This is a genomic window from Ferrovibrio xuzhouensis, from assembly GCF_042648965.1.
Classification (GTDB): domain Bacteria; phylum Pseudomonadota; class Alphaproteobacteria; order Ferrovibrionales; family Ferrovibrionaceae; genus Ferrovibrio; species Ferrovibrio xuzhouensis.
On sequence record NZ_JBHRYJ010000002.1, the window covers coordinates 681,839 to 707,305 of the forward strand.

The window sequence follows — 25,467 nt, forward strand, 5'->3', positions numbered from 1 at the left end:
AATGGCGCTTGAAAATATAGTAAGCATGCTTATATTAAGCGTGCTTCCTTAAACTGTCTCGCCATGCCACAAGACCTGCCATACCGCACTCTCGGCTTCCTGCTGCACGATGCCGCACGCCTGCTGCGCAAGCGCTTCGAGCAGAAGGCGCGCGCGCACGGCAGCAACCTGACCCGTGCGCAATGGTCGGTGCTGGCCCATCTCAGCCGGCAGGAGGGCATCAACCAGACGACCCTCGCCGACATTCTGGATGTCGAGCCGATCACGGTCGCCCGGCTGGTCGACAAGCTGGAACAGCTTGGCCTGATCGAACGCCGCGCCGATCCCGGTGATCGTCGTGCCCGGCTGCTGTATCTGCAGCCGGCCGCCGCGCCGCTGCTGGCGGAGATGCGCGAAGTCGGTGCCGCGGCACGTGAGGACGCGATGCGGGGCCTGTCCCCGGAACAACGCGAGCAGCTGATCGAAATGCTGCTCCTGATCAAAAACAATCTCGCCGAGCGCGACGGACGCGACGATCGCGACGACCGCCAGGAGAAAGTGGCATGAACCAGATCAATGTAACCGCCCTGCGCGATAACCCGGCGCAGGCCCCGGCTGCCACCGCGGCGGCCAAGCCGCGTCGCCGCCTGCCGGTACGTCGCATCCTGCTGCTGGCCGGGCCGCTGCTGGTGCTGGCGGTTGCGGCGATTACCTACCTGAACGGCGGGCGCTATGTCAGCACCGACAATGCCGCGGTGCAGGCCGGCAAGTCGACCATCAGCACCGATGTCGCCGGCAACGTGGCCGAGATCGCCGTGCGCAACAACCAGCATGTCAAGGCCGGCGACCTGCTGTTCCGCCTCGACGATGAGCCCTATCGCATCGCGCTGGAAGGCGCCACGGCGCAGCTCGGTGTCACGCGCGACACCATCGAGGGCGGGAAGGCCAACTACCGCCAGAAGCTTGAGGCGATCAAGCAGGTGCAGACCGACCTCGACTTCTACCAGCGCGAATACCAGCGGCAGAACGACCTCTTCAAGAGCCGGGTGAATGCCCAGACCCAGCTCGACCAGGCACGCCGCAATCTTGACGCCACCGGCCAGAAGCTGGCGGCGGCCCGGCAGGACGCTGCGGCGGTGCTGGCCAGCCTGGGCGGCAAGGCCGATGCGCCGGTCGAGCAGTATGCCGCCTGGCAGCAGGCCAAGGCCGCTGTCGACAAGGCCGCCCGCGACCTGCGTCGCACCCGCGTGCTGGCGCCGATGGACGGCATCGTCACCCAGGTCGACAGCCTGCAGCCCGGCGAATATCTCGCGTCGCAGCAGGCCGCCATGGCCATCGTCAGCGACAGGGACATCTGGGTCGAGGCCAATCCGAAGGAAACCGACCTCACCTATGTGCGGCCCGGCAACAAGGCGACGGTGACGATTGACACCTATCCCGGCCGCGAATGGCAGGGCGTGGTCGACAGCGTCAGCCCGGCCACCGGCGCCGAGTTCAGCGTGCTGCCGGCGCAGAATGCCAGCGGCAACTGGGTCAAGGTGGTGCAGCGCGTGCCGGTTCGCGTGCGGCTGGAACTGCCCGCCGACGCGCCGCCGCTGCGCACCGGCATGAGTGCGGAAGTCGAGATCGATACCGGCCACAGCCGCAGCCTCGCCGGCATCCTGCACAGCATGGGCGGCTGGATCGGTCTCTGACCATGACGACTGCCGCACCCGAGGCTGCAGTCCCGCATCGCGCCGCGATCACCGTCTGCGTGATGCTGGCGACGATCATGCAGGCGCTGGACACCACGATTGCCAACGTGGCACTGCCCTATATGCAGGGCAGCCTGTCGGCGACGCAGGACCAGATCAACTGGGTGCTGACCTCCTATATCGTCGCCGCCGCGATCATGACGCCGCCGACCGGCTGGCTGGCGGCGCGCTTTGGCCGTAAAAACTATTTCCTCGCCTGTGTGGCCGGCTTCACCACCGCCTCGGTCCTATGTGGCATCGCCGCCAGTCTTGAGCAGATGGTGCTGTTCCGCCTGCTGCAGGGCGTCTGCGGCGCCGCACTGGTGCCGCTGTCGCAGTCGGTACTGCTCGACATCTATCCGCGCGAGCGGCACGGCTCGGCGATGGCGATCTGGGGTGTCGGCGTCATGGTCGGTCCGATCCTCGGGCCGACACTGGGCGGCTGGCTGACCGAGTATTACAACTGGCGCTGGGTGTTCTATATCAACCTGCCGGTCGGCATCCTGACCTTCCTTGGCCTCAGCCACTTCTTCAGCGCTGCCGCACCGCAGCGCGACGGCGGTTTCGACTGGTTCGGCTTCGCCATGCTCAGCGTCGCCATCGGCGCGCTGCAGATGATGCTCGACCGTGGCCAGAATCTCGACTGGTTTTCGTCGACCGAGGTGGTGGCAGAGGCCGTGCTGTGCGGCCTCGCCTTCTACATGTTCCTCGTGCATATGTTCACGGCGAAGAAGCCGTTCATCGAGCCGGCCATGTTCATCGACCGAAACTTCACCATCGGCCTGCTGCTGATCTTTGTCGTTGGCGTCATCCTGCTCGGCTCGCTGGCCCTGCTGACGCCGTATCTGCAGAACCTGATGGACTATCCGGTGCTGACCGCCGGCCTGGTGCTGGCGCCGCGCGGCGTCGGCACCATGGTGGCGATGATGCTGGTCGGCCGGCTGATCACCCGCATCGACGCCCGGCTGATGATCGCGCTCGGCATCTGCCTGCTGGGCCTGTCGCTCTACGAGATGGCCGGCTACACGCCGGATGTCTCGCAGTTCAACCTGGTCTGGGTCGGCATCGTGCAGGGGCTTGGCCTCGGCTTCGTCTTCGTGCCGCTGTCGACCGTCACCTTCGCCACCCTGGCGCCGCTTTTCCGCGTGCAGGGCACCTCGCTGTTCAGCCTGATGCGCAACATCGGCAGCAGTATCGGCATCTCGCTGATGATCTACTTCCTCAGCTATAACGGCCAGATCCTGCACGCCGAACTGGGGGCGCATATCACGCCGTTCAATGACCTGCTGCGCCAGCCCGGCATTGCCAGCATCTGGAACATGGCGACGGTTGGCGGCCGTGCCGCGCTGGACGCCGAGATCAACCGGCAGGGTTCGATCATCGCCTATGCCAACGACTTCCGGCTGATGATGTACCTGGTTCTGGTCACGCTGCCGCTGGTGGCATTGCTGCGGCGCTCCGGCGCCCCATCCGGCGGCCATGCCGCAGCGGCAGCGCTCGACTAGGCCGGCGTGAATGCGCGGCGGGCCTGTAACCCGCCGCGCATTTTTCCCGACAGTGATCCTGTTTTTGCGATTTTGCCCGGCGGCCGGCGCGGTAATCCGTGCTTTGCGGGCGGCTGAACCGGCTTGTCAGTCTTCCGGATAATGTTATAGTGCATAACAATTATAACCGGAAGCAAACCCGCGAGATGCAGCTGAATCCCATCGGCCGGACCGAACCCCCCGCCCTCGACCTGCCACCGACTCTGGGGGTCGAGATACAGGGCGAGATCGCCGTGCTGCGCCTGGCGCGGCCGGAAAAGCGCAATGCGCTCGACAACGCCACCGTGCTCGGCCTGCAGCGGTTCTTCGCGGCGCCGCCTGCCGGCGTGAAGGTGGTGGTGCTCGACGGCCAGGGCGACCATTTCTCGGCCGGCCTCGATCTGTCCGCGACCCAGGAGCTTTCGGCGACCGAGGGCGTCGGCCATTCGATGATGTGGCATGAGGCCTTCCGTCATATCCAGTTCGGCCGGGTGCCGGTGATCGCGGTGCTGCATGGTGCGGTGATCGGCGGCGGTCTCGAGCTTGCCGCTGCCACCCATGTGCGGATCGCCGAACCATCCAGCTTCTATGCCCTGCCCGAGGGCCAGCGCGGCATTTTCGTCGGTGGCGGCGGCTCGGTGCGGATTCCGCGCCTGATCGGCGTTGCCCGCATGATGGACATGATGCTGACCGGCCGCGTCTATGACGCCGCAGAGGGCCATGCCATCGGCCTGTCGCAGTATCTGGTGGGCAAAGGCGAAGGCATGGCGAAAGCCATGGAACTGGCGGCGAAGATCGCCGGCAATGCGCCGATGACCAATTTCGCCGTCATGCATGCCCTGCCACGGATCGCCGAGACCAGCCCCGAATCGGGCTACATGATGGAAGCGATGATTTCCTCGATCGCCCAGGCGGATATCGAGGCGAAGACGCGCATTCGCGATTTTCTCGAAAAGCGCGCGGCAAAGGTCGGCAAGACATAATCGTCGGCCGCGTTTGTGCCGGCGCATGAAAAATAAGGGGAGAGGAACGCCCATGTCTCGCAATGCCACAGGTCTCAGTGTCGGTTTCGAGGATATCTGGCTGGTCGACGGGGTGCGCACGCCGTTTGCCGATTATATGGGTGCCTTCGCCGAGGTCTCGCCGATCGATCTCGGCATCAAGGTTGCGCGCGAGGTGCTGAAGAAGGCGGAGGTGCCGGCAGAGGACATCGGCACGGTGGTCGCCGGCAACATGGCGCAGGCTTCCTATGATGCCTACATGCTGCCGCGCCATATCGGGTTATATGCCGGCGTGCCGGTCGAGGTGCCGGCGCATCTGGTGCAGCGCGTCTGCGGCACCGGCATCGAGGCCATCATCCAGGCCTCCTCGGCGATCAAGCTGGGCCAGACCGATGTCGGCCTGGTGGTCGGTGCGGAATCGATGAGCCGCAATCCGGTGGCGGCCTATACCCATCGCAACGGCTTTCGCATGGGGCAGGTCGAATTCAAAGACTTCCTGTGGGAGGCGCTGATCGATACCGCGCCCGGCATCATGATGGGGGATACGGCGGAAAATCTGGCGCGCGAATACCAGATCACCCGCGAGGAAGTCGACGCCTATGCCGCCGAGAGCTTCGACCGCGCGGTGAAGGCAAAGGACGCCGGCTACTTCGCGGGCGAGATCGCGCCGGTCAGCAGCGAGGAGTTTGCGCTCGCCGGCTATAACAGCCGCGGCATCCGGCTCAGCCGCAAGACGCCGGAGGTGACCGAGGACAGCCATGTACGGCCATCGCCGGTCGAGGTGCTGGCGAAGATCCGGCCGGCCTTCGGCGGCGTGCAGACTGGCGGCAACTCGTCCGGTGTGGTCGATGGCGCGGCGGCGGCGATTGTCGCCGGCGGCGACTATGTGCGGGACCACGGCAAGGCACCGCTGGCGCGCATTGTCGCCGGGGCCAGCGTCGGCGTGCGGCCCGAGGTGATGGGTATCGGCCCGGTGCCGGCGATCCAGGCGGTCTGCGCCAGGGCGGGCGTGAAGATCGAAGAGATCGACCGGTTCGAGATCAATGAGGCTTTCGGCGCCCAGGTGATGGCCTGCATGCGCGCCCTGTCGATTCCGCGCGAGAAACTGAACGTCAACGGCGGGGCGATTGCCATCGGCCATCCGCTGGGCGCCACCGGCGTGCGGCTGGCGATGACGGTGGCGCGCGAACTGCGCCGCGCCGGCCTGCGTTACGGGATCGCGTCCGCTTGCATCGGCGGCGGCCAGGGCATCGCGCTGCTGGTGGAGAATCCGGATGCCGGCGGTCGTCCGCACTGACCGGCGAAGGTCCTCGTTGAAAGGGGCTCAGTCGAGCGCGGCCAGCCGGTCGAGCAACGTCAGGAACTGCTGCCTGTCGCCGGCGCCGAGTGCTGCGTCGAGGCGGCGTTCGTGATGCGCCTGCAGATGGCGGTAGGCTTCGTCGAGAAAGGCTTCGCCCTTCGCGGTGAGAAACAGCGCATTGGAGCGCCGGTCGCCCGGCGCCGGTTCGCGGCGCGCCAGATCGCGGGTTTCCAGTTCGTCGAGCAGGGCGACAAAATTGGCACGGTTGATGCCAAGCGCCTCGCTGACCCGCGACTGCTTGAGGCCGGGATTGGCCCTGATGATGGCCAGCACGGAGAATTGGGCCGGCCGCAGGTCGTAGTCCCGCATGCTGGTGATGAAATCCTGGAACACCGCGAGCTGCGCCCGGCGCAGCCGGTAGCCGAGCAGGCCGTCGAGACAGCCGAGATCGACCTTCGCCGGTGCGTCGTCGGGATCGGTGGTCGGGGTGGCTTTCGTATGGCTGCTCTGCCGGGTCATGGAGTCCGTTCCGGGTTGCCCTAAATCCGCCGGTAGCTGAAAATCGTAGCGGATAATTGTTATAGCGGGAAACGAATAGTCTGACCGCCAATCATCTGGCCGCCAGTAATCCGGCCGGGCATCGGCAATAACTGAAGGCAGGGAAGATGCAGACCAATATTCATCGCGTGTGGATTGAGTGGGGCGACGCCGATCCAGCACGGATCGTGTTCTACCCGCGGTATTTCGCCTGGTTCGACGCCGGCACCCGGCATCTCTTCGTCAATGCCGGCCTGCCGCTACCCGAGATTTTCGACGAGCATGGCGTGGTGGGCATCCCGATTGCCGAGGCCAACGCCAAATTCCTGGCGCCGTCGAAATTCGGCGACGAGCTGGAAGTGCACAGCGGCGTCAGCGAATGGAGCGACCGCTACTTCATCCTCAGCCACAAGGTCTACAATGCCGGCGTGCTCTGCGTGGACGGCTGGGAGCGCCGCGTCTGGGCGGCGCCGCATCCGGACAAGCCGGACCGGCTGAAGGCTCTGCCGGTGCCGGACGTGGTCCGCGCCGCGCTCAGCTAGGCGGGGCAGCTCAATCAGGGCAGGGCCGAACGAATGCCCTCGGCCGCATAGAGCAGCGGCGAGAGCACGCGCTGGCGCAGGTCGTCGACCGTGGTGCGCGCGGCATGGCCGCTGATGTTCATCGCCGCCAGGATGCGGCCGGACTGGTTGCGCACCGGCACCGCGATCGAGCGCAGGCCGACCTCCAGTTCCTGGTCGACCACGGCATAGCCATTGTGCTGCACCTCGCCGATCAGGCCGCGCAGGGTGGCCGGATCGGTCACCGTATGCGGCGTACGGGCGACGAATTCGGTCTGCGCGAAGAAGGCATCGAGTTCGGCCGGCCGCAGCGAGGTCAGCAGTACGCGTCCCATCGAAGTGCAGAAAGCGGGCAGGCGGCTGCCGATGCCGAGTGCCACCGACATGATGCGCTTGGTCGGCACGCGGGCGACATAGACGATGTCGCTGCCGTCCAGCACCGAGATCGAGCAGGATTCATTTACCTGCTCGGTCAGCTGCTCCATGAAGGGCTGGGCACGTTCCCAGATATGCATGGAGGTGAGGAAGGCAAAGCCCAGATCGAGCACCCTGGGCGTCAGACGGAAATACTTGCCGTCGCCGGTGACATAGCCGAGCTCGCACAGCGTCAGCAGGTAGCGCCGCGCGGCGGCCCGCGTCATGTCGGCGCGGCGGGCGACCTCGCTCAGCGTCATCTCGTCGTTGTCGCGGTCGAAGGCGGTGATGACACGCAGGCCGCGGGCGAGCGAGGTCGAAAAATCACGCAGGTTCATGCGTTGACAATGGAATAATTCCACCCTGTAATGTTCGATATTCAAATTATTGTGCGATTTACGCACAAGTCAGTCAAGCGATGCGTGGATATGACGCGGGTCAGGTCATCGGTATCTGGCCGACGGGAGGAACAGATGAACGAGATCGTGGGCTACAAACGCCCGGCCCCGGGCACACAGCCGAACTACCTGCACCCGCCGTATCAGTCCTCGATCCGCCGCGCGCCCGGCAAGCCGCTCATCCTGCTGCCGCACACCCTGTCGGAAGTGACCGGCCCGCTGTTCGGCCACGAGCTGGTCGGGCCGACCGACCACGACCTGACCAAGCAGCATGCCGGCGAGCCGATCGGCGAGCGCATGATCCTCAGCGGCCGGGTGCTCGATGAAAATGGCCGGCCGGTGCCGCGCACGCTCATCGAACTGTGGCAGGCCAATTCCACCGGCCGCTACCGCCACGCCATCGACCAGCACGACGCGCCGCTCGATCCGAATTTCACCGGCTATGGCCGCACCGTCACCGACGACGAGGGCCGCTATCGCTTCGTCACCGTCAAGCCCGGCGCCTATCCCTGGCGCAACCACCACAATGCCTGGCGGCCGCAGCATATCCATCTGTCGCTGTTCGGGCCGAGCTTCATGACCCGGCTGGTCACCCAGATGTATTTCCAGGGCGATCCGCTGTTGCCGCTCGACCCGATCTTCAACTGCGTCACCGACCAGCGCGCCCGCGACAGCATGATCGCCACCTTCGATCTCGAGACCACGGTGCCGGAATTCGCGCTGGGCTATCGCTGGGACATCGTCCTGCGTGGCCGCGATGCCACGCCGTTCGAGCAGAAGTGAAGGTGTCCGTCATGAGTCTTATTCCCACCGCTTCGCAGACGGTCGGCCCCTACCTGCATCTCGGCCTGACCCCGATCACCATTGCGGATATCGCCAGGGATGCCGCGAAGGGCGAGACGATCGTCATTTCCGGCCGCGTGCTGGATGGCGAAGGCAAGCCTATCCCCGATGCCCTGCTGGAATTCTGGCAGGCCAATGCCGACGGCAAATACGCCCATCCGGAAGATACCCAGGACAAGCCGCTGGACGGCAAGTTCATCGGTTTCGGCCGCGTGCCGACCGACAAGGACGGCCGGTACAAATTCACCACCATCAAGCCCGGCGCGGTGCCGGGCCCGGGCAATATGCTGCAGGCGCCGCATATCGTGGTCTGCGTGTTCATGCGCGGCATGCTGCGGCATCTGTATACCCGCATCTATTTCGCCGACGAGGCGGCCAATGCCAACGATCCGGTGCTCGGTCTGATTGAAGACGCAGGCCGTCGCGGCACGCTGCTGGCCGGTACCGTCGCCGGCAAGGGCGAATACACCTGGAATATCGTCATGCAGGGAGAGGGCGAGACGGTATTTTTCGATTGTTGAGTCCTGCACAAGGCGAAGCGGCAGGAAACAGTGACGAGAATCCGCCGCATCGCAGCGACGCCCTGACCGCGGCGGCCGTGGTGGCCGGCCTGAACGTCTTTGTCATCAACAAGCTGGCGCGCAACATGCCGATGCGGCAGACTTTCCCTGGCTGACCTACGGCCTGCTGACCCTGGTGAACTGGTAAAGGCTTCCCATGACTGCGACTGCCACCGGCCTGTTCGATCCTCTGTTCTCGACCGGGGCGGCCGCTGCGGCGCTGTCGGACCGGGCGCGGCTGCAGGGCATGCTGGATTTCGAGGCGGCGCTGGCCCGCGCCGAAGCGGCCGTGGGCGTGATCCCGGCCGCGGCGCCGGCCGCCATCACCGCGGCCTGCGATGCCGGATTGTATGATCTGGCGGCGCTGTCTGCCGCCATTGCCAATACCGGCAACCCGGCGATCCCGATGGTCAAGCAGCTGACCGCCCGGGTGGCGAAGGCCGACCCGGAGGCCGCGCGGTTCGTGCACTGGGGCGCCACCAGCCAGGACGCCATGGATACCGGCCTGGTGCTGCAATTGCGGCAGGCGCTCGGCGGCATCGAAGCCGACCTGAGCCGCCTGTCGGCGGCGCTGGCGAAACTTGCCGCGGTCCACCGCGACACGCCGGTCGTCGGCCGCACCTGGCTGCAGCACGCCCTGCCGGTCACCTTCGGCATGAAAGTGGCAAGCTGGCTCGATGCCGTCGAGCGGCACCGAGCGCGTTTCGATGAACTGAAGCCGCGGCTGTTCGTCGTCCAGCTCGGCGGCGCCGCCGGGTCGCTGGCCTCGCTCGGTGATCGCGGCTTCGATGTTGCCCGCGCGCTGGCTGACGACCTGAAGCTCGGCCTGCCCGACATGCCCTGGCATACGGCGCGCGACCGGGTGGCCGAATGCGCCACCATGCTCGGCCTCATGACCGGCAGCCTCGGCAAGATCGCCCGCGATGTCTCGCTGATGATGCAGACCGATGTCGGCGAGGCCTTCGAGCCGGCCGGCGCCGGTCGCGGCGGCTCGTCCACCATGCCGCACAAGCGCAATCCGGTCAGCGGCGCGGCCGTGCTGTCGGCAGCGATCCGCGTGCCGCATCTGGTCGGCACCATCCTGTCGGCGATGCCGCAGGACCATGAGCGCGGCCTTGGCGGCTGGCATGCCGAATGGGAAACGCTGCCCGCGCTGGTGCGGCTCGCCGCCGGTGCCACCGCGCAGATGGCGGATGTCTGTGCCGGCCTCGAGGTCGATGCCGCACGGATGCGCAGCAACCTCGACGAAACCCGCGGCCTGATCATGGCCGAGGGCGTGATGATGGCGCTGGGCGCCAAGATCGGCCGGCTGGCGGCACACGACCTGATCGAGGATGCCTGCCACAGGGCGGTGGCGGAACAGCGCCACCTGCGCGACGTGCTGGGCGAAGAGGCGAAGGTAACGGCGCATCTCGATGCGGCAGCGCTGGATCGCCTGTTCGATCCGCTCGGCTATGTCGGCGTCGCGCCGGCCATGGTCGACCGCGTGCTTGCCGCACGACGCAAATAACCGCTTCTGGAGGAATCATGCCGTATATCGCCTGCGACGACGGGGTCAGCCTGCATTACCGTTTCGACGGCCCGGAGACAGCGCCGGTGCTGGTGATGTCGAATTCGCTCGGCACCGACCTTGGCATGTGGGAGCCGCAGATGCCGGCGCTGACCGGCGCTTTTCGCGTGCTGCGCTACGATACCCGCGGCCATGGCCTGTCCGGCCTGTCGCCGGCGCCTTACGGCGTCGACCGGCTCGGCCGCGACGTGCTGGCCCTGATGGATGAACTCAAGATCGGCCAGGCGGCCTTCTGCGGGCTGTCCATGGGCGGCATGACCGGCATGTGGCTCGGCGTCCATGCCCCGTCCCGCTTCAGTCATCTGGTGCTGTGCAATACGGCCGCCAGGATCGGCACGCCGGAGGTCTGGAACACCCGTATCGCCACCGTGCGCCAGGGCGGCATGGGCGCCATCGTGCAGGGCGTGATCCAGCGCTGGTTCACCGAGGGCTTCGTCCCGGCTGAGCCGCAGGCGGTCGAAAAAATCTCCGCCATGCTGCTGGCCACCGCGCTGGAAGGCTATTGCGGCGCCTGCGAAGCGGTGCGCGACATGGATCAGCGCCAGGACATTGCCGCGATCCGCAATCCGGTGCTGGTGATCGCCGGCACCCATGATCTGGCGACCCCGGCCGCCGATGGGCATCTCGTGGCCGATGCCATCCCCGGCGCGCGCTATGTCGAGCTGCCGGCCGCCCATCTGTCCAACATCGAATGCCGGGACGCCTTCACGGCGGCGCTGACCGGCTTTCTCGGCGCCTGACGGCAGGAGAGACATCATGGATGACACAGATCGCTACAAGGCCGGCATGCAGGTCCGCCGCGCGGTACTGGGCGAGGCCCATGTCGACCGCTCGCTGACCAAAATCAATCCGTTCAACGAGGAGTTCCAGAATCTCATTACCCGCTATGCCTGGGGCGAGATCTGGACACGGCCCGGCCTCGACCGCAAGACGCGCAGCTGCATGACGCTGTCGATGATGATTGCGCTGAACCGGCCGGACGAGTTCAAGTTGCATGTGAAGGCCGCCTTCAACAACGGCCTGACCCGCGAGGACATCAAGGAAGTGATCCTGCAGGCCGCCATTTATTGCGGCGTGCCGGCGGCGAACAGCGCCGTGCATCTGGCCGAGGAAGTCTTCGCCCAGATGGAAAAAGACGCCGGCTAGGGCAGCCGCAGCCCTGTCCCAAAAATGAAAACGGCGCCCGGGATGCCCGGACGCCGTTTCTGTTTTCGTATATCCGCTGGCGGTCAGCCGGCGCGGGCCTGGCTGCGGTTCTGACCGCCGCCGAAGCCGCGGCCGCCGCCATTGTGGCCGCCCGGCTTCTTCTTATGGAAGGGACGGCCGCCCGGCTTGTGGGCCTGCTGCGGACGGTCTTGGCGCTGGCCATCCTGGGCCTCATGGCGCGGGCCTTCGTGACGCTGGCCTTCGCTGCGATGGCCGCCGCCATTGCGGCTGCCATTAGGGCGCTGGCCCTGACGCTGGCCTTCGTTGCGGTGACCATGGGACCGCGGCTGTTCGCGGCTGTCCTGCCGGTCATTCTGGTTGGCAACGGCGCTGGCCGCGGCCAGCGCCTCGTCGCTGCGCCGGTCGCTGGTGGCGATCCGTTGCCGGGTCACGCGCTCGATGTCGCGCAGCAGGCCGCGTTCGTCCTGGGCGCAGAAGGAAATCGCCGCGCCGTCCTTGCCGGCGCGGGCGGTACGGCCGATGCGGTGCACATAGCTTTCCGGCACGTTCGGCAGCTCGAAGTTTACCACATGGCTGACGCCGGTGACGTCGATGCCGCGGGCGGCGATGTCGGTGGCAACCAGCACGCGGATGCGGCCGGCCTTGAAATCGGCGAGGGCGCGCTCGCGCTGGCTCTGCGACTTGTTGCCGTGGATGGCGGCCGCCGGCACCTTGCTGTTCTCGAGGTGGCGGGCGACGCGGTCGGCGCCATGCTTGGTGCGGGTGAACACCAGGGTCCGCTCCATGGCCGGATCGAGCATGATCTCGGCCAGCAGGGCGCGCTTGCGGTCGGCCTCGACGAAGATCACCGACTGGTCGATGCGCTCGACCGTGGTGGCGGCCGGGGTCACCTCGACGCGGATCGGTTCGCGCAGGAAGCCGGCGGCGAGCTGGCCGATCGAGGCCGGCATGGTGGCCGAGAAGAACAGGCTCTGACGCTGCTTGGGCAGGGCGGCCGAAATCTTGCGGATCGCATGGACGAAGCCGAGGTCGAGCATCTGATCGGCCTCGTCGAGCACCACGGTCTCGACGTTGGCGAGGCTCAGCGTGCGGCGGTCCATATGGTCGATCAGGCGACCCGGCGTGGCCACCAGGATGTCGACGCCGCGGCCCAGCGTCTGGATCTGCGGGTGCATGCCGACGCCGCCGAAGACGGTGGTGATCGACAGGCCCATTTCGCGGCCATAGGTGCGGAACTTGTCGGCGATCTGGGCGGCCAGTTCACGGGTCGGGCTGAGGATCAGCGCGCGGCAGGTCTTCGGCGCCGGGCGGTGACGGGTGTCGACCAGGCGCTGCAGGATCGGCAGCGCGAAGGCCGCCGTCTTGCCGGTGCCGGTCTGGGCGATGCCGAGCAGGTCACGGCCGGCGAGAACCGGCGGGATGGCCTGGGCCTGAATCGGGGTGGGCTGGGTGTACTTGCCGGCAGTCAGCGCGTTGAGAAGCGGCTGGGACAGGCCGAGGTCGTTGAAACTGGTCAAAACAGAATCCTTGCATGGGGCGCACGACGGCAGCAGGCGGGTTCGCCTGCAATGCAGCGGTCGGACGCGGGTCCGGTAAAAACGTCCCCGCGTGACCTGGGTCGTGAGTGGGAATTCGAGGCGTCGGGCAGGACGGATCAGCGATCTCTGGGGCGATTCAGCTGTCCGCTCACGCGGCCGCAACGCAAAAGCCGTGGATAACGGCAGGCGCTATATGGGCCGTATGCGGCCCGTCGTCAAGCGAAATAACCGGTTATGGCCGGAAACCGTACAATTCGGCCGGATTGTCGACAAAGATCTTCTGCCGGTCGGCCGCGTTCGGCGCCCAGTCGAGCATCAGGTCGAGCAGGGCGGCCTCGTTCGGATAGCCGAACTTGTGGGCCTGGGCATGGGGGAAGTTGCTGGCCCAGATCATCCGCTCCGGGGCGGCTTTCACCAATGCGCGGGCCAGCACGCTGACATCCTCATAGGCCGGACCGCCAGTTTTGGAAGTTTCATAGGCGGCCGCCAGCTTGACCCAGACCCGGCCGCTGTCGACCAGTCGCAGCAGGCACTGGAAGGATGGGTGGTCGACGGGTACAGGCTCGAGGAACTTGCCGATATGGTCGATCACCACCTTGCAGGGCAGGCGGCGGATGGTCGCCTCGTGCTGCGGCAGGTCGCGGCCATCGAGCTGCACCAGCACATGCCAGCTAAAGGCATGCACACGGGCGGCCATCTCTTCCAGCACGTCGAGGCCAAGCGTGCCGCCGAGCAGGGCCATGACACGCAGGCCGCGCGCCCCGGCTTTGGTCAGGCGGTCGAGTTCAGCATCGCTGACGCCCGGTTTGACCACCACGACACCACGCGCTGCATCCCCCAGTTCCGCGACCGCATCCATGGTCAACTGGTTGTCGTCGCCATAGGCATTCGGCTGCACGACGACGACGCGCTGGATGCCGAGCCAGTCCATCACCTGGCGGTAATCGGCCACCGAAGCGTCCGGCGGTGTCGGCGTGCCGGGCAGGGTAGGATAGCGGCCGTTGTAGAAATGGATATGGGTGTCGCAGGCGCCGGCCGGCATCTGCAGTTTCGGCCTGGTGCCGGTCAGGATGCGGGTATAGCTCATCGGGGGTCTCCGGGGTCAGGCGACGCGGAAGCGCCGCAGCGTTTCGTCGTCGGGCATGAAACCGATGCCCGGCATGTCGGGAATGGCGATGCGGCCGTCGCGCGGCAGCGGAATGTCGCGGCCGGAAAAGGCCTCGGGCTGCACATACATGAATTCGAACAGGCCGATATTGTCGAGATGGGCGGCCAGCTGCAGCGTCGCCCAGTAGCCGGGGCCGAAATAGGGCGAATGCGGCATCACCGTCTTGCCGGCGGCTCGCGCCAGTGCGGCGACGGCAAGAAATTCGGTCACGCCGCCGACCTTGATCACGCTGGGCTGCGGGAAGGCCAGCGCCGGGATCAGCCGGGCGAATTCCATCGCCGTGCAGGCATTCTCGCCGGCCGACAGCGCGACACCAAAGCGGCCGAGCTCGAACAGGGTGTCGTAGTCTTCCGGCGGGAAGACCGGCTCCTCGACCCAGTAGAGGTCGAGATCGCGCATTTTCGGCAGCAGGCTTTCCGCCTCGTCGAGGCCCCAGCTGCAGTTCACATCGGTGGTCAGGCGGATGGCGCCGCCAACCGCCTCGCGCGCGGCGGCGATATTTTCGTAAGCCACCTCGTGCAGTTTCACGTCGCCATAGCCTTCGGCCACCGCGCGCTTTGCCATGATGCCGACCGGCTGCGGCCCGCCATAGCGCACCAGGCTGGCATAGGCCGGCACATGGTCGCGGCGCCGGCCACCCAGATGGGCGGCAAGGCTCTGGCCGGCCTGCTTGGCGGCAAGATCCCACAGCGCGATATCGAGGCCGGACAGGGCAAAGATGGTGATGCCGTAGCGGCCCCAGATATGCAGCTCTTTCTGCAGTTGCCGGCTGAATGCCGGGATGTCCTCGACCGTGCGGCCGACAGCGAGCGGCGCCACCATGTCGGTGACTGCGGCCCGCACCGCGGACGCACAGCTATAGGCGAAGGCCTCGCCCCAGCCGACCAGGCCGTCGTTGGTCTCGACCCGCACCAGCAGGGTGTCGAACTCGGTCCAGCCGCGCCGTTTGGCGCGCGGGCCGTCGTAGAGGTCGCCGAAGGGGATTTTCAGCGTGACGGTATCGACGCCTTTGATCCGCATGGTTACAGCCGCTTCTTCAGGGCCTCAAGGTTGTTGTCGAAGTCCTGGCTGCAGAACGGACTGCCGCCCTGGAAATGGTCGCCGACCGGGTCTTTCGGCAGTGCCCGCTGCGCTTCCAGCGCGGCGGCGGCGAAATCCTCGGACTGGCCGGAAGGCTTGTAGCCGAGCCGGAGCGCATTGGCATTGTCCCACCAGGCGCGCTTGTTGTCGGACATGCCGTAGACCACCTCGTAGACGAGGTCCGGTTTCTCGAGGCCGATGCGGATCAGCTGCACCAGGTCGTCGGGCTTCAGCCAGATCGCCAGCCGGCGCTCGTCGATCGGCTGGTCGCCGAAATTGCCGATGCGGATGCTGAGCGTGCCGATGCCGTGCTTGTGGGCGTAAAGCGCGCCGAGGCCTTCGCCGAACAGCTTACTGAGGCCGTAGCGGGTATCCGGCTTCGGCACGGCCTCGACGCCGATCTTGTTTGTGCGCGGATGAAAGCCCATGACGTGATTGGACGAGGCGAAGACCACCCGCTTGACGCCCCGCTTGCGGGCAGCCTCGAACAGGTTGTAGCAGCCGACGATATTGGCGTTGAGGATGGTCTCCCACGGTCCTTCGACCGAGAAGCCGCCCAGATGCACGATGCCGTCGACGCCGGCGCAGAGCTTCTCGATCGCCGCGGCATCGGCAAGATCGGCCGGGATGAAGGTCTCGTCGGCCTGCAGGCCGGCCGGCGACTGCAGGTCGCTGAGCAGCAGATCCGGATAGATCGGCTTCAGCAGCCGACGCAGCCGGGTGCCGACGCCGCCGCTGGCTCCGGTGAGCAGGATTTTTTTCATTGTCATTGTTTCCTCCCTGGGGCGGCTGGCCCGAAGTGACTGGCGGGCTATTGCGGTCCCAGCTTGTCGATCAGCTCTTTCAGCATGGCATGCTCCTCGTCGCTGCAATCGACCAGCGGAGTGCGGACCGGGCCGCCGTCCTGGCCGACCAGCCGCGCGCCGGCCTTGATGATGCTGATCGCATAGCCCGGCCGCCGGTTGCGGATTTTCGAATAGGGCATGAAGAAGGCGTCGAGGATCCCGGTCGCGGCCGCCTCGTCATTGGCGGCAATGGCACGATAGAAATCCATCGCCGTCTTCGGGATGAAGTTGAACACCGCCGAGGAATAGACCGGCACGCCCATCGCCTTGTAGGGCGCGGCGAAGAATTCCGCCGTCGGCAGACCGCCCAGATAGGCAAAGCGGTCGCCCATGCGGCGGCGCACCGCCACCATCAGCTCGAGATCGCCGATGCCGTCCTTGAAGCCGATCAGATTCGGGCATTGTGCGGCGAGCTTTTGCAGCGCATCCGGCCCAAGGCGGCAGACGCCGCGGTTATAGACGATGACGCCGATCTTCACGGCGGCACAGATCGCCGCGACATGGCGGCTGATGCCCTCCGCATCGGCCTCGACCAGGTAATGCGGCATCACCAGCAGGCCGGCGGCGCCGAGCCGTTCGGCCTCGCGGGCATAGGCGATGGCCTGCCGGGTGCCGTAGCCGGTGCCGGCGATGATCGGCACCTTGCCCTTGCAGGTCTCGACCGCGGTGCGGATCACGTCGCTGTATTCATCGGGCGCCAGTGAAAAGAATTCCCCGGTGCCGCCGGCCGCGAACAGCGCCGTCGCGCCGTAGGGCATCAGCCATTCGAGACGGCGGCGATAGCCCTTCGGCTCGAAATTCCCCTGGGCGTCGAAATCGGTGATCGGGAAGGACAACAGGCCGGACGAGATCGCGGCCTTGAGGGCATTCGGTTCCATTCTTTCCTCTGCCTTTTTGTATTTTTCAGTGCGCGCCCGGCGTGTCGATGGCGGCGCGGCGCAGGCGTTCCCGGCTGTTGCCCAGATGCATCCGCATGGCGGTGCGGGCGGCGCCGGCATCCTGGCGCTGGATGGCGGCATAGATGTCTTCGTGCTCCTGGTTGACCCGGCGCAGATAGGCCGGCTTGTCGTCGGTGATGCTGCGGAAGCTCTGCACCCGGGCGCGCGGGATCAGCAGCGACCCCAGATAGGCGAACAGGTGGGTGAAGTGCGGATTGCCGGTGGCCTCGGCGATGGTGCGGTGGAAATCGAGGTCGGGCGCCACGGCATCCTCGGCTTCCTCGATGGCGAGCGACATGCGGTCGAGCGCCTCGCGCATCGCCTGCAGCTGGGCTGGGCTGCGGCGCTCGGCGGCCAGCGCGGCCGCCTCGGCCTCCAGCGCGGCGCGCAGTTCGAGGACGTTGATGACTTCCTTCAGGACGTCGAGGCTGGCCTCGTCGATGCGGAAGGGGCGGCGGCGGATATCGGCCGCTACAAAGGCGCCGACACCCTGCCGGGTCACCACCAGCCCTTCGGCGCGCAGGGCGGCCACCGCCTCGCGGACCACGGTGCGGCTGACTCCGGTGGCGGCGACCATTTCCTGTTCGGTGGGCAGTTTGCTGCCCGGCGCCAGTTTGCCGCTGAGGATTTCCCCCGACAGACGTTCCACCAGTTCCGCCGCTAGGTTGCGGTTGGCGGCGATGGGGGCCATCGAAAAGGGCTTGTCTTTCGTTTCGGACAAGATTAGCGTCTCATATGTCTGGTTATCATATGACATGATGATAAGCCGGATGCCGGTAGGGGTCAAGCAAGGCGACAGCCGCACCCACCGGCAACACAGGGATTGGAAACGCCGGCCGATAACGGCCTGCAGGAGGAAACCGAATGAACAGACGTGAGGTGCTTCGCCTCAGCGGTGCCGGCCTGGTGGCCGGCTCGATGGGCGTGACGCTGCTGAGCAGCCGTTCGGCGCTGGCCGCCGACTTCCGCTCGTCCGATACGCATCCGCCGGATTATCCGACGGTGAAGGCCGTCGAGGAGATGGGCCGCCTGATGAAGGAACGCTCGGGCGGCAAGATGTCGCTGCAGGTGTTCCATTCCGCCCAGCTTGGCGAGGAAAAGGACACCATCGAGCAGACCAAGATCGGCGCCCTGCAGTTCAACCGCGTCAACATGGCGCCGTTCAACGGCATCGTGCCGGAATCCGCGGTGCCGGCGCTGCCCTTCGTGTTTCGCTCTACCCAGCACATGCGCACGGTGATGGACGGCAAGATCGGTGACGACATCCTGGCGGCCTTCGAGCCGCACGGCTTCATCGGCCTGTGCTTCTATGACAGCGGCGCCCGCAGCTTCTACAACCGGGTGCGGCCGATCCATACGCCGGCTGACATGAAGGGCATGAAGATCCGCGTCATCCAGTCGGATATCTTCGTTGCCCTGGTGCAGGCACTGGGCGCCAATGCCACGCCGATGCCCTATGGCGAGGTCTACACGGCCCTGAAGACCGGCGTGATCGACGGCGCCGAGAATAACTGGCCGTCCTACGAATCCTCGCATCATTACGAGGTCGCCAAATACTATTCCCTCGACGAACATTCGCTGTCGCCGGAAGTCTTCGTGATGTCGAAGGTGGCCTGGGACAAGCTGGACGCCAAGGAGAAGGAAATTGTCCGGTCGTCGGCGAAGGACTCCGTGCCATTCATGCGCAAGCTGTGGGACGAGCGCGAGAAGAAGTCGGAAGCGATCGTGCGCGCCGCCGGCTGCGAGATACTCCCGAAGCTCGACAAGAAGCCGTTCCAGGATGCAATGAAACCGGTCTACGACCGCTTCGTCACCAGCGACAAGATGAAGTCTCTGGTCAAGCGCATCCAGGATGCGCCTGACGCCTGAGCAATCCGGCCGGCGGAACAGCCCGCCGGCCGTTTTTCCTGCAGTCCCGTAACTTCCGGTCACAGCCTCCCCGGTACCATGTTCAGATCCTATACCCGCCTGTGCCGTCTGCTCGGCAATCTCTTTCTGTCGGTCAGTGCACTGTTCCTGCTGATCATGTCGCTGACCGTCGGCTGGCAGGTCTGGGGGCGCTATGTCCTCAACGAGACGCCGATCTCCGCCGAGCCGCTGTCGCTGATCTTCATGCTGTATCTCTGCCTGCTCGGCGCCGCCGTCGGCGTGCGTGAGGGCTATCACATGGGCATGCTGGTAGTGCTTGAACTGCTGCCGCCGCTCGGCCGCCGCATCTGCGAGACGCTCAGCCTGATCCTGGTCGGCGGCTTCGCGCTGGGCATGATCTGGTATGGCGGCCATCTCGCCATCGTCACCGCCCACGACAACATTCCATCGGTCGACCTGCCGCAGGGGGTGTTCTACGCCGCCTTGCCGCTGTCGGGCGCCGCCATTGTCCTGTTCGTCATCGAGCGCCTGATTGCCGCGGCGCTTGGCTACACGGTCGAAAAGGACGCTTACCGGGATCATACCGCCTGATGTCTGTCATTCTTCTCTTCGGTCTGATGATCGTGCTGCTGGCCATCGGTGTGCCGGTCGCCTTCTCCATGGGCCTCGCCGCCTTCGCCACCATCCTCTATGACGGCCTGCCGGCGGATGTGGTGTTCCAGCGCATCGCGTCTGGCATGAACATCTATTCGCTGCTGGCGATCCCCTTCTTCATCTATGCCGGCGAACTGATGCTTTACGGCGGGATCGCCGAACGGCTGATCAATTTCGCCATGACCCTGGTCGGCCGTTTCCGCGGCGGTCTTGCCCAGGTCAATATCCTGTCGTCGACCTTGTTCGGCGGCATATCGGGCTCGGCCGTCGCCGATGCCTCCGCACTCGGCTCGGTGCTGATCCCCAGCATGACCAAGCGCGGCTATGACACCCATTACGCAGTGAATGTCACCACCAGCGCGGCGCTGATCGGCATCATGATCCCGCCGAGCCACAACATGATCATCTATTCGCTGGCCGCCGGCGGCGGCGTCTCGGTGATTGCGCTGTTTACCGCCGGCATCATCCCGGGCCTGCTGATGTCCGGCCTGCTGATGCTGGTCGCCGGCATCACCGCCGTGCGCCGCAACTATCCGCGCGAAGCCTTTCCCGGCTGGGCCGCGGTCGGTGCCGCCTTCCTCGGCGCCATTCCCGGCCTCGGGCTTGCCATCATCATCCTGGTCGGCGTCCGTTTCGGCGTCTTCACGGTGACGGAATCGGCGGCGGTCGGCGCACTCTATGCGCTGTTCATCACCGCCTTCGTCTATCGCAGCCTCGGCTGGAGCGGCTTCCGCCGCGCCACCATGAACGCCGTGCGCACCACGTCGATGGTGATGCTGGTGATCGGCACCGGCAATTCGATCGGCTGGCTGCTGGCGCTGCATCAGCTGCCGCTGCAGGTGGTGCATCTGCTGCATTCGCTGACCAGCGAGCCCTGGCTGATCCTGCTGATCATCAATGTCGCGCTGCTGTTGCTGGGCTGCGTGATGGACATGGCGCCGCTGATCCTGATCTGCACGCCGATCTTCCTGCCGGTGGTCAAGTCGCTGGGCATGGACCCGGTGCATTTCGGCATGCTGATGATGATCAATCTCGGCCTCGGCCTGCTGACACCGCCGGTGGGGGCCGTGCTGTTCGTCGGCTGCGCCATCGGACGAATCAGTATCGAGGAGGCGATGAAGAGCGTGATGCCCTTCTATCTGGCGCTCTTCGCCTGCCTGATGCTGATCACCTATATCCCCGGCCTGTCGCTCTGGCTGCCGTCTTTCTTCGGCAACTGACGGCCTGGCCATTCGGTCCCGGCCGGGCCTTGGCGGGAGCGGCCCGGGTGAGGTATCCCTGTAGACCACAGTCCGGTTCTGTAGGAATCCCGCCATGTCCCGTGCCTGGGTCAGCGACGCGCTGCGTCGCATCGAAGCCGATTTCAACCGCTCGGCCGATACCCATCTGCTGCGCCTCGAATTGCCCGCCTTTCCGGGGCTGATCCTGTATTTCAAGGATGAATCGAGCCATCCGACCGGCAGCCTGAAGCACCGGCTGGCCCGCTCGCTGTTCCTCTACGGCCTCAGCAACGGCTGGATCGGGCCCGAGACCACCATCGTCGAGGCTTCCTCGGGCTCCACGGCCGTCTCGGAGGCCTATTTCGCCCGGCTGATCGGTCTGCCGTTTGTCGCCGTGATGCCGCACAGCACCTCGGCCGAGAAGATCGCCCAGATCGAATTCTACGGCGGCCGCTGCCATCTCGTTGAGGCCGCCGCCCATGTTTATGCCGAGGCCGAGCGGCTCGCCGGCGAATGCGGCGGCCATTACATGGACCAGTTCACCTATGCCGAGCGGGCGACCGACTGGCGCGGCAACAACAACATCGCCGAATCGATCCTGCAGCAGATGGCGCTGGAAGAGCATCCGGTGCCGCGCTGGATCGTCGTCGGCGCCGGTACCGGCGGTACCTCGGCGACCATCGGCCGTTACCTGCGCTACCGCGATTTCGCCACCGGACTCTGCGTCACCGATGTCGAGAATTCGGTATTCTTCGATTACTGGCGCCTGCGCGATCCGTCGCTGGTCTGCGAACGGCCCTCGCGTATCGAGGGGATCGGCCGGCCGCGCGTCGAGGCCTCGTTCCAGCCCGATGTGGTCGACCGCATGATCCGGGTGCCTGACGCCGCCTCGCTGGCCGCCATGCGCATCGTCTCCGGCCTGCTCGGCCGCCGGGTCGGGGCATCGACCGGCACACATTTCGCCGGCGTCCTGCAACTGCTCTGCGAGATGAAGGCTGCCGGCGAGACCGGCAGCATCGTCACCCTGCTGTGTGACAGCGGCGAGCGCTATGCCGGCAGCTGCTATCGCGACGACTGGCTGGCTGGGCAGGGCATCGACATCGCGCCCGAGCTTGCACGGCTGCAAGCGGTGCTCGGGACCGGCATCTGGCGGGACTGACAGGCTTGGGTGGCGGGCCGAAGCGGGCTAATCTGCGGCCCGGAGGTATCCCATGTCAGACATCGCCCAGCCCGAATCCGTCGACCTTGTCATTGCCCCGCGTACCCGCGATCTCGGCGACGGCTTCATGGTTCGCCGCATCCTGCCTTATGCCAAGCGGCGCCATGTCGGGCCCTTCGTCTTCTTCGACCACATGGGCCCGGTACAGTTCGAGAAGGGGCAGGGCCTCGACGTGCGGCCGCATCCGCATATCGGACTGGCCACCGTCACCTACCTGTTCGAGGGCGAGATCATCCATCGTGACAGTCTCGGCGTGATCCAGCCGATCCGGCCGGGCGACGTCAACTGGATGGTGGCCGGCCGCGGCATCGTCCATTCCGAGCGCACCCGCGATGCCCTGCGGGCTGAGGGCACCAGGTTGCATGGCATCCAGTCCTGGCTGGCGCTGCCGCAGGATCGCCAGGAAATCGATCCGAGCTTCCGCCACCACGGCGAACGCAGCCTGCCGGAAGTGGAAAAGCCCGGCGTGCGCATGCGGCTGATCGCCGGCAAGGCCTTTGGTGCCGCCTCGCCGGCCGAGACCTTTGCCCCGATGTTCTACCTCGACGCCGAGGCGAGTGCCGGTGCGGCCATTCCGCTGCCCGATGACTACGAGGAGCGCGCCGTCTATGTCGCCATCGGCGAGATCACGCTGGATGGCATGCTCTGTGAATCCGGCACCATGGTGGTGCTGAAGCCCGGGGCGAAGCCGGAAATCGCCACACGACACGGCGCGCGGGTGATGCTGCTGGGCGGCGCGCCGCTCGATGGCGCGCGGCATCTGTGGTGGAATTTTGTCGCGTCCTCGCCCGAGCGCATCGAGCAGGCCAAGGCCGACTGGAAGGAAGGCCGGTTCCCGGCGGTGCCGGGCGAGAGCGAATTCATCCCGCTGCCCGAGGGCTAGGCGATGGGCAAGCCCGCGAAGAAAAAGACCACGAAGAAGAAATCCGCGCCGGACGGCTATGCCGCCGAGTTGCGCCGCCTGCAGATCCAACTGGTCTGCCTGCAGCGGCACCTGATCGCCCGCAACGAGAAGCTGCTGGTGATCATCGAGGGCCGCGACGGCGCCGGCAAGGACGGCACGATCAAGCGGATCACCGAGCATATGAGCCCGCGGGAGACCCGTGTGGTGGCGCTCGGCAAGCCGTCCGACCGCGAGCAGACCGAGTGGTATTTCCAGCGTCATGTGGCGCATCTGCCGGCGGGCGGCGAATTCGTGCTGTTCAACAGAAGCTGGTACAATCGCGCCGGCGTCGAACGCGTGATGGGATTCTGCACCGAGGCGGAATACGAATCCTTCATGACCAACGTGCCGCTGTTCGAGGACCTGCTGGTGCGTTCGGGCATTCGCCTGCTCAAATATTACCTCGACATCGACCGTGACGAGCAGAAGAAGCGGCTGGCGCTGCGCGAGCGCGACCCGCTGAAACAATGGAAAATCAGCCCGATCGACAAGGTCGCCCTGAAACACTGGAAGGCCTACAGCCAGGCCCGCGATGCCATGCTGTCACGCAGCCACTCGGCCGCCGCCCCCTGGATCGTGGTGCGTGCCGACAACAAGAAACTTGCCCGGCTGAACCTGATCCGCGATCTGCTGAGCCGGCTTGAATACGATGACAAGGCCAGGCCGAGACTGCTGGCGCCCGACCGGCATATCGTTTTTTCCTTCGATGCCGAGGCTTTGCGCGACGGCCGTGTGGCGCCTTAGGTCGCGGCACTAATCACCGGTCGGCACCCAGCGGTCGCCATCCTTGCGATAACGGTGCTTGACGGCGGCCCAGGCGATGCGGTGGGCGGCTTCCTCCTGCCGCGGATCACCGATATGGCCCCCCCAGGCGGCATTGAAGGCGGCGCGGAAAATGTCCTGCGCATGCTCCGGCAGATGGTTGCGGACCGAATCCGGCAGATCGCTGTTGCGACGGTAGGGCATGTCTGCCTGTTCAGGAACCGTTGCGGCGCGGCTGTCGTGGCACGGGGGCGGGCACGTATTCCACCGTGGGCGTGGTGCGCACCGGCTGTGGGTAGAGGGCCATCAGGTCGGCGACTTCCTCGGGCAGACCGGTGCTGACTGGCAGGCCGAGTTCGATGGCCTCTTCCGCAGTGATGGGATAGTCATGCGTCCATTGCCCGCGGGTCAGCTTGTCGGCCAGCGCCACGGCCTTGTCCTCGGGCATATAGCGGCTCAGCAGCTTGCACGCCGCAATCGAGACCTGGTGTGTCGCCTTCTCGCCGATATCGGCATAGATCAGGGTCTGGTCATCGATCCTGGCAATGGGCTTGTCGCGGACTACCCGGGCCAGCGAGGCGGCGGGAAAGCCGCCGATCTGCGGATCGATTGGCCCCAGCATCGCATGCGGCGCCATGATGATCTGGTCGGCAGCGAGCGCGATCAGGGTGCCGCCCGACATAGCCAGTTGCGGCACGATCGCCGTGACCTTGCCGCGATGCTGGCTCAGGGCGGATGCGATCTGCAGCGAAGCGATCACCAGGCCGCCGGGCGTGTGCAGGATAATATCGATCGGTGTTTCCGGATCGGTATCGCGGATAGCACGGATCACATCCTCGGCGTCGTCGATGTCGATATAGCGCACCAGCGGGAAGCCCAGCAGACGCATGGTTTCCTGGCGGTGTACCAGGGTGATCACCCGGGTACCGCGGGCCTTCTGCAGTTGCAGGAGTTTGCGGGCCCGCATCAGAATCAGCAATCGCTGGCGCAGCATCGGCTGCAGCGCCATGAAGATGAAGAACAGCCAGAAGAGATCGCCGAAGCTCACCGGTGGCCTCAGGTGGCGTGGAGAAAGCTGCGGACGTGATCGAGAATTTCGGCTGGTGTCGCCTTGGTCAGATCCTTGTCGATCTCTCCGGCGATGCAGCGGCCGAGTTCCTCGTTGTAGTCCTTGCGCAGGATGCCCAGCATGCGCGGCGGCGCCACGACGATCAGGCGGCTGAAGCGGTGCTCGCGGCAGGCTACCGCCAGCCGTTTAGCCACCAGAGCCGTGAATCGGGCCTTGGCCTCGTCATGCGGATCATGCGGTGGTTGCATCGCCGAGCGCCGGCTGTCGCTGCTGGAAAAGCTGCGACCCGGCCGGTCGCTTTTGAGGTCGCGAGAAAAACCGTGGGTATCCTCGGCTTTCAGCCCGAACTCCGGCACTGCGGTCAGCGGCCCGTCGCGACCGGATGCGGCCCAGGCATTCGCCTGGGCCGCATCGGCAACCAGGATCCAGGTTTTCGGAAAGGCAGGGTGCGGCATGGCGGCCTCCGCGGCTGGGGCGCATCAGATATACCCAAGAATGCTCAGGAAAATGGCAGGCGGTCCTTGACCTGCGTCAAGACCGCACCCGGATACCCCTGTGTTAAGGTCGTGCCTTGCGG

Annotated in this window: 29 protein-coding genes; 18 read left to right on the forward strand and 11 right to left on the reverse strand. The window is 65.9% G+C overall.

What is annotated here, in order from left to right:
- Positions 1-63: 63 nt before the first annotated feature.
- The 5 genes from ACFOOQ_RS13385 (at position 64) to ACFOOQ_RS13405 (ending at position 5,533) form a co-directional block, all read left to right on the forward strand.
- The gene (locus tag ACFOOQ_RS13385; protein WP_379727370.1) at positions 64-546 is read left to right on the forward strand and encodes a MarR family winged helix-turn-helix transcriptional regulator; all 483 of its coding nucleotides are present in this window, start codon (positions 64-66) and stop codon (positions 544-546) included.
- On the forward strand, positions 543-1,673 hold the full coding sequence (locus ACFOOQ_RS13390; RefSeq protein ID WP_379727373.1) for an HlyD family secretion protein: 1,131 nt from the start codon (positions 543-545) through the stop codon (positions 1,671-1,673). Before ACFOOQ_RS13385 ends, ACFOOQ_RS13390 begins: the two co-directional genes overlap by 4 nt.
- A gap of 2 nt (positions 1,674-1,675) precedes the next feature.
- Positions 1,676-3,217 (forward strand): DHA2 family efflux MFS transporter permease subunit, encoded by a 1,542-nt coding sequence (locus tag ACFOOQ_RS13395; protein WP_379727376.1) that lies wholly within the window; start codon positions 1,676-1,678, stop codon positions 3,215-3,217.
- 185 nt (positions 3,218-3,402) lie between these two features.
- Positions 3,403-4,218, forward strand: a complete 816-nt coding sequence (locus tag ACFOOQ_RS13400; RefSeq protein ID WP_379727379.1) for a crotonase/enoyl-CoA hydratase family protein — start codon at positions 3,403-3,405, stop codon at positions 4,216-4,218.
- A 52-nt stretch (positions 4,219-4,270) separates the two neighbouring features.
- Complete coding sequence (locus ACFOOQ_RS13405; RefSeq protein ID WP_379727382.1) at positions 4,271-5,533, forward strand: thiolase family protein; 1,263 nt, start codon at positions 4,271-4,273, stop codon at positions 5,531-5,533.
- Positions 5,534-5,560: 27 nt separating this feature from the next.
- On the opposite strand, the gene ACFOOQ_RS13410 is transcribed toward ACFOOQ_RS13405, so the two are convergent.
- The gene (locus ACFOOQ_RS13410) at positions 5,561-6,055 is read right to left on the reverse strand and encodes a MarR family winged helix-turn-helix transcriptional regulator (protein WP_379727385.1); all 495 of its coding nucleotides are present in this window, start codon (positions 6,053-6,055) and stop codon (positions 5,561-5,563) included.
- Positions 6,056-6,201: 146 nt separating this feature from the next.
- Here ACFOOQ_RS13410 and ACFOOQ_RS13415 point away from each other — a divergent pair, with 146 nt between their 5' ends.
- Entirely contained in the window at positions 6,202-6,615 is a 414-nt protein-coding gene (locus tag ACFOOQ_RS13415; RefSeq protein ID WP_379727388.1) for an acyl-CoA thioesterase, read from the forward strand.
- A gap of 14 nt (positions 6,616-6,629) precedes the next feature.
- Here the strand turns inward: ACFOOQ_RS13415 and ACFOOQ_RS13420 are convergent, their stop codons facing one another.
- Entirely contained in the window at positions 6,630-7,385 is a 756-nt protein-coding gene (locus tag ACFOOQ_RS13420; RefSeq protein WP_379727391.1) for an IclR family transcriptional regulator, read from the reverse strand.
- A 135-nt stretch (positions 7,386-7,520) separates the two neighbouring features.
- Between ACFOOQ_RS13420 and pcaH the strand changes: the two genes are divergently transcribed.
- The 6 genes from pcaH to pcaC are packed head-to-tail and all read left to right on the forward strand — an operon-like array spanning position 7,521 to position 11,564.
- The gene (gene pcaH, locus ACFOOQ_RS13425) at positions 7,521-8,228 is read left to right on the forward strand and encodes a protocatechuate 3,4-dioxygenase subunit beta (protein ID WP_379727394.1); all 708 of its coding nucleotides are present in this window, start codon (positions 7,521-7,523) and stop codon (positions 8,226-8,228) included.
- An 11-nt stretch (positions 8,229-8,239) separates the two neighbouring features.
- Complete coding sequence (gene pcaG, locus ACFOOQ_RS13430) at positions 8,240-8,809, forward strand: protocatechuate 3,4-dioxygenase subunit alpha (protein WP_379727397.1); 570 nt, start codon at positions 8,240-8,242, stop codon at positions 8,807-8,809.
- The gene (locus ACFOOQ_RS13435; protein WP_379727400.1) at positions 8,806-8,964 is read left to right on the forward strand and encodes a hypothetical protein; all 159 of its coding nucleotides are present in this window, start codon (positions 8,806-8,808) and stop codon (positions 8,962-8,964) included. The genes pcaG and ACFOOQ_RS13435 overlap by 4 nt, the downstream gene beginning before the upstream one ends.
- A 41-nt stretch (positions 8,965-9,005) precedes the next feature.
- Positions 9,006-10,358 (forward strand): 3-carboxy-cis,cis-muconate cycloisomerase, encoded by a 1,353-nt coding sequence (locus ACFOOQ_RS13440; RefSeq protein WP_379727403.1) that lies wholly within the window; start codon positions 9,006-9,008, stop codon positions 10,356-10,358.
- Between the two features lie 17 nt (positions 10,359-10,375).
- Positions 10,376-11,158, forward strand: coding sequence for a 3-oxoadipate enol-lactonase (gene pcaD / locus ACFOOQ_RS13445; RefSeq protein WP_379727406.1), 783 nt, complete (start codon positions 10,376-10,378; stop codon positions 11,156-11,158).
- Positions 11,159-11,174: 16 nt separating this feature from the next.
- Positions 11,175-11,564 (forward strand): 4-carboxymuconolactone decarboxylase, encoded by a 390-nt coding sequence (gene pcaC, locus ACFOOQ_RS13450; RefSeq protein ID WP_379727409.1) that lies wholly within the window; start codon positions 11,175-11,177, stop codon positions 11,562-11,564.
- An 83-nt stretch (positions 11,565-11,647) separates the two neighbouring features.
- Here pcaC and ACFOOQ_RS13455 read toward each other — a convergent pair whose 3' ends face one another.
- From ACFOOQ_RS13455 to ACFOOQ_RS13480, 6 genes are all read right to left on the reverse strand, one after another.
- Positions 11,648-13,102 carry a DEAD/DEAH box helicase gene (locus tag ACFOOQ_RS13455; protein ID WP_379727412.1) on the reverse strand — a complete coding sequence of 485 codons (1,455 nt, stop codon included), beginning with the start codon at positions 13,100-13,102 and terminating at the stop codon, positions 11,648-11,650.
- Between the two features lie 253 nt (positions 13,103-13,355).
- Entirely contained in the window at positions 13,356-14,210 is an 855-nt protein-coding gene (locus ACFOOQ_RS13460; protein ID WP_379727415.1) for an amidohydrolase family protein, read from the reverse strand.
- 15 nt (positions 14,211-14,225) lie between these two features.
- Complete coding sequence (locus tag ACFOOQ_RS13465; RefSeq protein ID WP_379727418.1) at positions 14,226-15,311, reverse strand: mandelate racemase/muconate lactonizing enzyme family protein; 1,086 nt, start codon at positions 15,309-15,311, stop codon at positions 14,226-14,228.
- Positions 15,312-15,313: 2 nt separating this feature from the next.
- Complete coding sequence (locus ACFOOQ_RS13470) at positions 15,314-16,141, reverse strand: NAD-dependent epimerase/dehydratase family protein (protein WP_379727421.1); 828 nt, start codon at positions 16,139-16,141, stop codon at positions 15,314-15,316.
- 41 nt (positions 16,142-16,182) lie between these two features.
- Positions 16,183-17,094, reverse strand: coding sequence for a 5-dehydro-4-deoxyglucarate dehydratase (gene kdgD / locus ACFOOQ_RS13475; protein ID WP_379727424.1), 912 nt, complete (start codon positions 17,092-17,094; stop codon positions 16,183-16,185).
- A 25-nt stretch (positions 17,095-17,119) separates the two neighbouring features.
- Positions 17,120-17,875: a FadR/GntR family transcriptional regulator gene (locus ACFOOQ_RS13480; RefSeq protein ID WP_379727427.1), complete on the reverse strand. Its 756-nt coding sequence runs from the start codon at positions 17,873-17,875 to the stop codon at positions 17,120-17,122.
- A gap of 143 nt (positions 17,876-18,018) precedes the next feature.
- Between ACFOOQ_RS13480 and ACFOOQ_RS13485 the strand changes: the two genes are divergently transcribed.
- The 6 genes from ACFOOQ_RS13485 to ppk2 all read left to right on the forward strand — a co-directional run bounded on the left by ACFOOQ_RS13485 (position 18,019) and on the right by ppk2 (position 23,803).
- Entirely contained in the window at positions 18,019-19,023 is a 1,005-nt protein-coding gene (locus ACFOOQ_RS13485) for a TRAP transporter substrate-binding protein (RefSeq protein ID WP_379727430.1), read from the forward strand.
- A gap of 78 nt (positions 19,024-19,101) precedes the next feature.
- Entirely contained in the window at positions 19,102-19,614 is a 513-nt protein-coding gene (locus tag ACFOOQ_RS13490; RefSeq protein WP_379727433.1) for a TRAP transporter small permease, read from the forward strand.
- Entirely contained in the window at positions 19,614-20,897 is a 1,284-nt protein-coding gene (locus ACFOOQ_RS13495) for a TRAP transporter large permease (protein WP_379727436.1), read from the forward strand. Before ACFOOQ_RS13490 ends, ACFOOQ_RS13495 begins: the two co-directional genes overlap by 1 nt.
- Positions 20,898-20,991: 94 nt before the next feature.
- Entirely contained in the window at positions 20,992-22,056 is a 1,065-nt protein-coding gene (locus ACFOOQ_RS13500; RefSeq protein ID WP_379727439.1) for a PLP-dependent cysteine synthase family protein, read from the forward strand.
- 52 nt (positions 22,057-22,108) lie between these two features.
- Complete coding sequence (locus ACFOOQ_RS13505) at positions 22,109-22,999, forward strand: pirin family protein (protein ID WP_379727442.1); 891 nt, start codon at positions 22,109-22,111, stop codon at positions 22,997-22,999.
- Between the two features lie 3 nt (positions 23,000-23,002).
- The gene (gene ppk2 / locus ACFOOQ_RS13510) at positions 23,003-23,803 is read left to right on the forward strand and encodes a polyphosphate kinase 2 (RefSeq protein WP_379727445.1); all 801 of its coding nucleotides are present in this window, start codon (positions 23,003-23,005) and stop codon (positions 23,801-23,803) included.
- A gap of 9 nt (positions 23,804-23,812) precedes the next feature.
- On the opposite strand, the gene ACFOOQ_RS13515 is transcribed toward ppk2, so the two are convergent.
- From ACFOOQ_RS13515 to ACFOOQ_RS13525, 3 genes are read right to left on the reverse strand one after another with little or no spacing between them, the layout of a single operon-like run.
- Positions 23,813-24,025 (reverse strand): ChaB family protein, encoded by a 213-nt coding sequence (locus ACFOOQ_RS13515; RefSeq protein ID WP_379727449.1) that lies wholly within the window; start codon positions 24,023-24,025, stop codon positions 23,813-23,815.
- 10 nt (positions 24,026-24,035) lie between these two features.
- The gene (locus ACFOOQ_RS13520) at positions 24,036-24,869 is read right to left on the reverse strand and encodes an SDH family Clp fold serine proteinase (RefSeq protein ID WP_379727452.1); all 834 of its coding nucleotides are present in this window, start codon (positions 24,867-24,869) and stop codon (positions 24,036-24,038) included.
- 8 nt (positions 24,870-24,877) lie between these two features.
- Entirely contained in the window at positions 24,878-25,345 is a 468-nt protein-coding gene (locus ACFOOQ_RS13525) for a host attachment protein (protein ID WP_379727455.1), read from the reverse strand.
- Positions 25,346-25,467 lie beyond the last annotated feature (122 nt).

Coding starts and splice junctions, on each gene's coding strand:
- ACFOOQ_RS13385 (WP_379727370.1), top strand. CDS start 64: ATGCCACAAGACCTGCCATACCGCACTCTCGGCTTCCTGCTGCACGAT.
- ACFOOQ_RS13390 (WP_379727373.1), top strand. CDS start 543: ATGAACCAGATCAATGTAACCGCCCTGCGCGATAACCCGGCGCAGGCC.
- ACFOOQ_RS13395 (WP_379727376.1), top strand. CDS start 1,676: ATGACGACTGCCGCACCCGAGGCTGCAGTCCCGCATCGCGCCGCGATC.
- ACFOOQ_RS13400 (WP_379727379.1), top strand. CDS start 3,403: ATGCAGCTGAATCCCATCGGCCGGACCGAACCCCCCGCCCTCGACCTG.
- ACFOOQ_RS13405 (WP_379727382.1), top strand. CDS start 4,271: ATGTCTCGCAATGCCACAGGTCTCAGTGTCGGTTTCGAGGATATCTGG.
- ACFOOQ_RS13410 (WP_379727385.1), bottom strand. CDS start 6,055: ATGACCCGGCAGAGCAGCCATACGAAAGCCACCCCGACCACCGATCCC.
- ACFOOQ_RS13415 (WP_379727388.1), top strand. CDS start 6,202: ATGCAGACCAATATTCATCGCGTGTGGATTGAGTGGGGCGACGCCGAT.
- ACFOOQ_RS13420 (WP_379727391.1), bottom strand. CDS start 7,385: ATGAACCTGCGTGATTTTTCGACCTCGCTCGCCCGCGGCCTGCGTGTC.
- pcaH (WP_379727394.1), top strand. CDS start 7,521: ATGAACGAGATCGTGGGCTACAAACGCCCGGCCCCGGGCACACAGCCG.
- pcaG (WP_379727397.1), top strand. CDS start 8,240: ATGAGTCTTATTCCCACCGCTTCGCAGACGGTCGGCCCCTACCTGCAT.
- ACFOOQ_RS13440 (WP_379727403.1), top strand. CDS start 9,006: ATGACTGCGACTGCCACCGGCCTGTTCGATCCTCTGTTCTCGACCGGG.
- pcaD (WP_379727406.1), top strand. CDS start 10,376: ATGCCGTATATCGCCTGCGACGACGGGGTCAGCCTGCATTACCGTTTC.
- pcaC (WP_379727409.1), top strand. CDS start 11,175: ATGGATGACACAGATCGCTACAAGGCCGGCATGCAGGTCCGCCGCGCG.
- ACFOOQ_RS13460 (WP_379727415.1), bottom strand. CDS start 14,210: ATGAGCTATACCCGCATCCTGACCGGCACCAGGCCGAAACTGCAGATG.
- ACFOOQ_RS13465 (WP_379727418.1), bottom strand. CDS start 15,311: ATGCGGATCAAAGGCGTCGATACCGTCACGCTGAAAATCCCCTTCGGC.
- ACFOOQ_RS13470 (WP_379727421.1), bottom strand. CDS start 16,141: ATGACAATGAAAAAAATCCTGCTCACCGGAGCCAGCGGCGGCGTCGGC.
- kdgD (WP_379727424.1), bottom strand. CDS start 17,094: ATGGAACCGAATGCCCTCAAGGCCGCGATCTCGTCCGGCCTGTTGTCC.
- ACFOOQ_RS13485 (WP_379727430.1), top strand. CDS start 18,019: ATGAACAGACGTGAGGTGCTTCGCCTCAGCGGTGCCGGCCTGGTGGCC.
- ACFOOQ_RS13490 (WP_379727433.1), top strand. CDS start 19,102: ATGTTCAGATCCTATACCCGCCTGTGCCGTCTGCTCGGCAATCTCTTT.
- ACFOOQ_RS13495 (WP_379727436.1), top strand. CDS start 19,614: ATGTCTGTCATTCTTCTCTTCGGTCTGATGATCGTGCTGCTGGCCATC.
- ACFOOQ_RS13500 (WP_379727439.1), top strand. CDS start 20,992: ATGTCCCGTGCCTGGGTCAGCGACGCGCTGCGTCGCATCGAAGCCGAT.
- ACFOOQ_RS13505 (WP_379727442.1), top strand. CDS start 22,109: ATGTCAGACATCGCCCAGCCCGAATCCGTCGACCTTGTCATTGCCCCG.
- ppk2 (WP_379727445.1), top strand. CDS start 23,003: ATGGGCAAGCCCGCGAAGAAAAAGACCACGAAGAAGAAATCCGCGCCG.
- ACFOOQ_RS13515 (WP_379727449.1), bottom strand. CDS start 24,025: ATGCCCTACCGTCGCAACAGCGATCTGCCGGATTCGGTCCGCAACCAT.
- ACFOOQ_RS13525 (WP_379727455.1), bottom strand. CDS start 25,345: ATGCCGCACCCTGCCTTTCCGAAAACCTGGATCCTGGTTGCCGATGCG.